This window comes from Agrobacterium sp. 22-221-1, from assembly GCF_053522445.1.
Window position 1 is genome coordinate 1 of the sequence record NZ_JBNWCL010000038.1, and the last position, 8,209, is coordinate 8,209.

At 55.0% G+C, this 8,209-nt stretch carries 4 protein-coding genes; 2 read left to right on the forward strand and 2 right to left on the reverse strand.

The window, feature by feature from the left end; all coding sequences use genetic code 11:
- Positions 1–250: 250 nt before the first annotated feature.
- On the forward strand, positions 251–805 hold the full coding sequence (locus ACQZ5N_RS26210) for an ankyrin repeat domain-containing protein (protein ID WP_448734552.1): 555 nt from the start codon (positions 251–253) through the stop codon (positions 803–805).
- Between the two features lie 90 nt (positions 806–895).
- On the opposite strand, the gene ACQZ5N_RS26215 is transcribed toward ACQZ5N_RS26210, so the two are convergent.
- Positions 896–6,460: a DUF3320 domain-containing protein gene (locus tag ACQZ5N_RS26215; RefSeq protein WP_448734553.1), complete on the reverse strand. Its 5,565-nt coding sequence runs from the start codon at positions 6,458–6,460 to the stop codon at positions 896–898.
- Positions 6,461–6,969: 509 nt separating this feature from the next.
- On the opposite strand from ACQZ5N_RS26215, the gene ACQZ5N_RS26220 reads away from it, so the two are divergent.
- Positions 6,970–7,545: a type II toxin-antitoxin system VapC family toxin gene (locus ACQZ5N_RS26220; RefSeq protein ID WP_448734554.1), complete on the forward strand. Its 576-nt coding sequence runs from the start codon at positions 6,970–6,972 to the stop codon at positions 7,543–7,545.
- Here ACQZ5N_RS26220 and ACQZ5N_RS26225 read toward each other — a convergent pair.
- Entirely contained in the window at positions 7,501–8,109 is a 609-nt protein-coding gene (locus ACQZ5N_RS26225; RefSeq protein ID WP_448734555.1) for a hypothetical protein, read from the reverse strand. The two genes, ACQZ5N_RS26220 and ACQZ5N_RS26225, sit on opposite strands and share 45 nt — an antisense overlap.
- Between the last annotated feature and the right edge of the window lie 100 nt (positions 8,110–8,209).

The following is an 8,209-nucleotide window of genomic DNA, read 5'->3' on the forward strand; positions in this document are numbered from 1 at the left end:
AGGCCAACCCCTTGACCAAAGCCTGATCAGAAAACCATACTCAGAGGTGGCTCACTTCTCGGTGGAAAAACCGGCTCAGTTCCGCGTGGAAACCAACACCCTAGACTAAGGCAGGAGATATGAAGAGTTGCCGCACGACGAATTTTGCATCGACAAGGACTTCCAACGTTCAGTGACCCTTCACAAGACGGCCTTCACCGACTAGCCGCATTGGTAGAGAATATCGTTGTGTATATCCAAGGAGGTAACGATGTTTCACTGGGTTCATAAATTTCTGGCGGTTTTGGGAATTTCTATCAGCTCAGCCATTGCGGCGGACGGCGACGCAGTGCGGACTTTTCACGACGCTGTCCATGTGGGCAAAGTGGAAACGGTTCGGACGATGCTCGCGACCGAACCTGGCCTGGCGACGTCTAGGGACGAATATGGTTTCCAGCCGGTACACCTCCTCGACATGTATCCCGATGAGAAAGTGCTCGACCTTCTGCTTGCGAATGGAGCAGACATCAATGCCTCGAACGACGAGGGCGTCACCATTCTCCACATTGTCACCGATCCGGATGCTGTCCCGCTACTTGTCGGACGAGGCGCAAATATCGAAGCTCGCGACAAAAGAGGATGGACCCCGTTGATTACGCAGGCAAACAACCAACAGAACGGTCCGGATGTCGTGGCCGCTCTTCTTGCTCATGGCGCTGATCCGAATGCCGAAGGGCACAACGGTGAAACGGCTCTTTCCTTCGCAAGGGAAACGGGTGACGGATCGTTTATCAAGGTCCTGACCGCGAACGGCGCGACGAAGTGACGACAGCTTCAGCTTCGATGCACCGACAAGCTGCCTAGCTGCTTCCACCTTCGTCGGGCACCTAACAGCAACCGCTATGCAGATAATCGATCACCCAATCAGAGCTTCAGGGACAGTCACCAACATACCATCGCGCACTTCTAGCTCGCCTCGTGTAACGAGGACCTCGATACGCCCGCGAATGATCTCCCGCAGTTGCGCGCTTGTCGCCTTAAAGCCGAGGCCACGAGCAACAGCGTTGATTGCCTGTTCCTCCGTGCCGCCAAGACTTTGATTAATGATTGTCTTGAGACCGTGGTCAATCTCCATCGGTGGAAGCAATTCAAGCCGACGGAGGCTAGCAGAGGAAGCCGAGCTGCGGTCGCGCAGTCTGATTTCGGAATCGGGTTCAAGAAGAAACTCACCAGCCCGAACGACTTCTCTGCGGTCGACCAAAAGCCTGATAGCTTGATTAACGTGCGCTTCAATCCGGCCACCTGCGCGCTGCAGGCCCCACGCGGTCCGAATACGGGTGATGACTTCACCGCTATGGACAGGCCCCTCCGTTTTTACCGTACTCTTCACAAGCGAGCCTATCACTGACAAAGGGGCTTCATGCAGTTCCGACGACGTATTGACGTACAAAGAGACTTCTTCGTAGGGAATGTTGACGTCGACGGTCGAACCCACCTCCTGCAGTCCTATTTCAGTAACGTCCGCTCGATCAATTGTAACAACCTCAACAGGCACAGCACGCTTCCTCGCTGCTGGAACGTTACCTCCCGCAATAGCGTCGGCTTTTGCCCGTTCGATTGCTTCGATGAGCCGCTCGAGCTCAGCCTTAGGTCGCTGGAACCAATCAGAACTCCAGATACGATGTATGTTCCAACCGTGATCCTCAAGTACCGACTGACGTAGTCGATCACGCTCGCGGGCCGATCGCGCGCTATGATAGGACACACCGTCGCACTCGATTCCCACAAGGTAGCGACCCGGCACCTGATCATCTGCAACCGCCAAATCGATGAAGAACCCGGCGATCCCGACTTGCGGATGGACCTGATAACCCCTGTCCTGAAGTGCGGCCATGACCTGCTCTTCAAACACACTATCCATCCCGCGATCAGCCCGAGCAGCCATTGATAGCCTTCCCGTGCGCGCATAGTGGAGAAACAGCTTAAATGCGAAGACACCTTTGCCCTTGCCGCGCTCGATATCGATATCCTCGTCCGTAATCGAGGCGTAGACCTCACAGCGCTGCTTTGCACGGCTGATGAGTACGTTGAGCCGCCGTTCGCCACCCTCTGCCCCGAGCGGACCGAACCGCATGCTCATGTAGCCCTGGGCATTTTTTGCGTAGGCCACCGAGATTAGTATGACGTCGCGCTCGTCGCCCTGCACGTTTTCGAGGTTTTTGACGAAGAAGGGTTCCGTAGGGTGCGAGTGAAAGAAGGGTTCCGTTTCCGGATTGAGGCGACGAAGCAGTTCCAGCTGGTCCTGAATTTCTCGACGCTGTTTTATCGAAAACGCAGCCACACCTAGCGATAAATGTGGTGTCTCGAGCGCATGCCTGATGATCGCCTCAGCAACCACTTTTGCCTCAACCTTGTTTACGCTGTCCTCGAACACACCGTCAGGGACATGGTGGAAACGTAGCCCCATACCGGCCTCGGCCGTATAAGGGCTAGGTACGATGAATAGCTTGTTCTCATAAAACTGGCTGTTCGACACTGCGATCAGCGATTGGTGCCGGCTCCGGTAGTGCCAACGCAACATCCGGCTCGGGAGACCTCGAGCAGAGAACAACCCGAGGATGCTTTCGATATCCGATACCTTCGCGCCGTCATCTTCGTCATCTTGCTCCGAACCGTCAGATGTCATTTTTGAGAAGAACATCGTTGGAGGAAGCTGGCGCTCGTCGCCGACGACCACGACCTGTTTCGCACGGGCAACCGCACCCAATGCATCTACGGGCTGTATCTGACTGGCTTCGTCCATCACCAGAAGATCGAACTCGATAACGCCAGGAGGGAGGAACTGAGCAATAGAAAGTGGGCTCATCATAAAGACGGGCTTGAGCGCCTGAATTGCGGGAGACGCCCGCTGCATCAGTTGCCGGATTGGCATATGGTTTCGTCGGCGGGCCATTTCGCCACGCAGAACGCCTACGGGGCCGATACCGCTAACAGACGGCATCTTACGGTGGTGAGCGCGGACAACCTCCAGCTTCGAGTGTTTCATCCGGCCGAGATCAAGGTTTGCAAAATCGGCAACCAGACGATTATGCACTTCCCCGTCGAAGCGCGCGAGTTCCGGCGTCCTTTCGTACTGGTCCCTTAGCAGCGCCTCGTAGTAAGCCATGTCGAAATACGGAATGACGTTCGCCGTCGTCAGACGTCCGTCCTCCAGACGAGCAACGATGTCGGCAACACCGGCCTCCCCAGCCTCCTTTGCTCTACCGTTAAAGGCCGCAAACTTCGAGAGTTGCTCCTCGTGCGCGATCCAATCACCCAGCTTCCGGATCATTTCACTAATCGGCGCATCAGCTACCACGCCAACGCCGAACAGCGTCTCGGTATCCGATTTCAGAATCGCCAGGAGTTCCGTCATCCGATCGAGGAACTCTCTTCCGAGGGCGGACGCTTCTTTGGCATGACTGTAAATCGAAACCGGGTCGTTGATACGAGACGCCAGCTTGCGAATGTCAGCGTTTGAGGTCGACCAAGCATAGATTTGAGAGAGCTTCGGCCAGTTTGACGTAGCTCCTGACCAAAGCGAGCCGAACGCAGCGATGCCAACGGCACCGCTGGTTTCCAGTGTTTGCTTGCAACGCTGCGCAGTCGCGAGGGTCCCGAGGGCTTTCACCCGGGCTGCGGCATCAGTAAGCGGTACATGAAGCAAGTCCGAAAACGCAGCATCCGCATTCGTCAGATCGGTAATTGCAGGCGCGGTCTGGAGCAAAGATATCTCGTCGACGTCCGACGAACCGCCGAAAAAGTCCGCATTACCCGACCCCATATCTGCCCAAAGAGAAAGAAGTGCTCGACGGGTTTCCTCAAGCAAAGCTCGGACTTGCTCACAACGAGACGCCACCGCTGATTTATCTGTCAGCCTACCCGCAATCGCCCGCGCTTCCGATCCCACGCCTCGCAGGCTCCTCATCCAAAGGACCAGGCTCTCAAGTGGACGTGGATCAGATTTTTCGCCGCGCCAGTCGGCTCCAAATGCCGATCGTCCAAGACCGTCACCCTCTCTGATCGTATTGCGGGCATCTTTGCCCTTCTGAAGGAGATCGAGAATACGGACAGTTTCTGCAGGCGGCGTCTCTGGCATCACAGTTTTTAGCAGCGCCTTTGCCCTTCTCCAGTCGCCACTGAGGAATTTGAGGAAGCGATCGCCGTGCATTGCCACGGCCGTGCGGGTGACAATCAAATCCATATCCCAGGCTTGGTCGGCGATTTTCCCCACCAGTTCCGTTCGGATTTTGCGGTAGGTTGCTACCGCCTCAGCGAGATCACCCGCCTGTTCCAATCCTCGCTCCCAAATTGCTGCAACGAACGCGTCTGGGCTGACATCAGGCGCGTCGGCAACGCGTTCACCGATCGTAACCAACCGGGAAATTGATCCAAGAGTCGGTGATGCCTTTACCCCGAGCGTCGTTCCCAGCGACATCGCGGCGCTCAAAAAGCGCGGGATTAACCCATTCAACTGTGCAATCGTCGCAAAGCCTAATTGCGGGAAATCCGAGGGTAGACGCCGGAACATGCCAATTAGCGAAGCCGGGTCAGCACCCCAGGCAGCTTCAACCATCGTTTTATCAACTTCCGCGGCAAGTCGGCTGTATTCAGCTCCGTCTTTTATCAGGCGATCTACGTTGGGTAATGCATCTAACCACACACCATTTCCAAGCGCCTCGTAATCCGCCCCCTCTGGTCTCGTTGCCAGGCGTTCAGCAACCTTTACGCTTGCGGCGAATGCCGTGAAGGTTTTCGAAGGTTCAGTTTCCAACGCGTCCGTGACTGATCTCATCCCGTCGACCACGCGCTCGGAAAAAGCTTTGGCGTCATTTAATCTCACAACCAGTCGTTCGAGATCGAGAGGGGTAATTCCTGTAAGGCCGACGCCATGCCAGGGATGCGCGGAGGGAAGCCCGATATCGTCGATGCGCTGCGCGAGTTCATTTAATAGCGCGACAACCCGCTCACGATAATCAGGTGTCCAGTTGACTGCATCCGAAAGCTCAATGTCCGATGGCGGCATTCCGACCCGCCGCAACCGCGACAGATGCCCAATCACCTGAAACGGCGTCAGACCATACGGTTGATACTTTTCGTGGAGACGCGCGGGGTGATTGTTCAGGCTGTCGCGCGCCTCAACCAAGCTCCTGTTCAGCGCATCCGCAGACTCGCCCCGAGGAGCACCTAGCTCCCAAGTGTGCTGAAGCTCCATCAGAAGAGCCCGCTTGTTCGCCTTGTTTGAATGCAGCTCGAGGCAGGCGTCTCCCACTCCGGCGTTATCGAGACGACGTTTGACAACTTCGAGAGCTGCCATCTTTTCGGCCACGAAGAGGACAGTCTTACCGTCTGCCACCGCAGCGGCGATAATATTTGCAATGGTCTGGGACTTTCCAGTTCCCGGAGGCCCCTGAATAACGAGGTCGCGTCCCCTTCGGACTTCATGGATCGCCGCTGTCTGTGAACTGTCTGCATCGACAATGTGCGTCATCTCACTCGGAGATATATGCGTATCGATGTTTGCGTCCTCGGACAACAGTTCCTCGCTCGTGGTGAAACCGTTTGAAACAAGGGACGTAATAAGTGGGCGATCGGTAAACTTGGCGTTCTGCGGCCAGAGGCTTGGGTCGAGGTCCCTGTACATCAGAAATTTTGCGAACGAAAAGAAGCCAAGCACTATGTCGTCAGGTTGAACAGACCAATTTGGCTTGATCGAGATCGCCGCAGCCACCTGCGCGGCATAGTCGCCAAACGAAAACTGATCGGTTGCGTCGAACGCCGGCATCGTGATCTTGTGGACGCGATCCAGAAAACCTTCGAGTGACAAGTTGGAGGCATAGTCCTCCTGTCGCGCTTTCAGTTTGAAACGCTCGGCTGCACTACCACGCTCCAGCATAACCGGCACAAGAATAAGAGGGGCATATCTGATATTCTCGGCATTGTTCGGATCAATCCATTTCAACGTACCGAGGCCGAGATAGAGGATGTTAACCCCCTGCTCCTCTTCGAGGGTCCGTGCGTCAAAATAGAGATCAAGCAGACGCTTCTGAAGCGCGTTCGGGGTCATCCGCGTCTGTAGTTTCGTATCACCATGCCTTACGAGACGACCGTTCTCATCACGGTCATCGTCCTCTGGTAGCGCGAGCTCGATCAGGTCTTCCGAGCCCTCGCCGCTTTTGAAATCGCGGCCTTTTGCGCCTGCGAGGAAGGTCATCGCTTTGCCTTCGCTCACAAGAATACGGAAGACCTCAGAGGAACGCTCGTCGACGATATCGACGGTCTTCGCGCTTTTTGAGAACCGGGGGACATTCAGCAGGCGATTACGAGCCGAAAAATCAAGCAGTTCGGTTCGCGCCCGCTCGATCTTGGCCTCAACTGAAAGCGAGCTCTGGAAAACCGAATTCTCAGCGTTTTGGTCTGTGTCAGAAATCAAATTTGTCATGGCATGCCCCCTGCTTCCAGTGAGAATGCACAATCAATTTAGAACGTCTAGTAGCAATACCGGAAAGACGATAACAACTTGCAGTATTCCTCTGACTTTTTCACAGCATGTCAGAGGCTGCCGGCGCAAATCTGATATTGAAGGCACCAAGGCGTGATGCCCGAAAAAATGTTATGCAAGCACCTTCGGCCTAGACTACGCTTGAGGTGCGATATCTCCCGGTTTCAGCGGCCCTTCCTTATCCAGGATATCATCTAGGGATTTGCCTCCAGTTTGCCTGAACGACACCTCAAACCTGCCATTGGGAGCAACAATATATTGCGACGACGTCCGTGCCGCTTCAAGTAGACTCGACAGGTCGGCAGATGCCTCATCGATGGTCCAGTTCCGTGACATCGTCCCCTTCCTCCAATTATCGACTATGATATTTTTCAACCCAATTTTTACCAAAAACCGGCACATGCCGATTACGACCCTTGGTGCTTTCACCTACATCCGAGGGTTTCGAAATGGCAGACCTCATTTTTCTGATGGATACGAACATCCTGAGCAATGCCGGTTTGCAACGACCTCCGCCAGGGTTACGTGCCTGGATGAGAGCCATGGGAGCAGATTCACTCGCCATCTCGTTCCCCGCTATAGCAGAGTTGAGACGGGGTGCCCATCTAGCCTCGAGACACGATCCACAAAAAGCAATACGGCTCCACAATTGGATCGATGACATCCTCTCCGTGAACTTCCAGTTCGCCGAACTCACGTTCAAAGCCGCTGATCTCTATGCCGAAATGACGACCGTCGGACCGCTCCGCCATCTCTATGTACCAAGCCCTGAGCAGAAGAAGGAAAAGATCGGACACGATCTTCTGTTCGCGGCCCTGTCGATCACCTATCAGATGCCGATCGCGTCGTTTAACGTGAAAGACTTCGTGCTGATCGACAGGTACTTTCCGTTGCCGGGCGTTTTTCATCCTGTGGAAACTCAGTGGTACGTTCCCTGCAAGTTTATGCCGCCCGTTGACCATAAAGGAATAATGCCACCATCATTGCCCGAGTTCGTATCCGGCGGTTTTGGTTTTATGAGATAGAACAACGCTCTTGTCTCCTAAGGCAGCTCTAATCGTGTCAGCCGACAAACTGCCCTGCTGCAAAAGATCGGCATGAAGATCGAGAAGAGCATTCCTATGTTCTTCGAGCAAGGACTTCGCGCGCCAGAGTTCCATCTGCAGTGTAGCCTCGACGGACTTGTGAAGACCCTTACGGCGATGACGGAATACCGACAATTCACGAGGGCTGTCGCCTGGCTCGACAGACAGTGTCTTGCCGAGCCCCCACTTGATCTCCATCATGGTCGCTAGATCAGTCGCACGGTTGAGGTCTGCCGAGGGATCGCCTCCGGCCCCGTTCCCGTATTCACCAAACAGCAATTCTTCGGCTGCAATGCCGCCAAGCAAGGTGGCAACCTTGTTTCGCAAGTACTCCGACGTCTTCCGACTGAATAGCCGCTCTTCGAACTCGGTGTGCCCCAGAGATTGAGATGATCTGCCGACCTGAATGTTTCTCTGAATGGAAACCGATACCAGTAGGTCAGCCTCGAGCAGAACGCCGAGAATAGCGTGCCCAAGTTCGTGTGCGGCGACACAACGCTGCACCGCTGTTGGTTTCCACGCGGAACTGAGCCGGTTTTTCCACCGAGAAGTGAGCCACCTCTGAGTATGGTTTTCTGATCAGGCTTTGGTCAAGGGGTTGGCC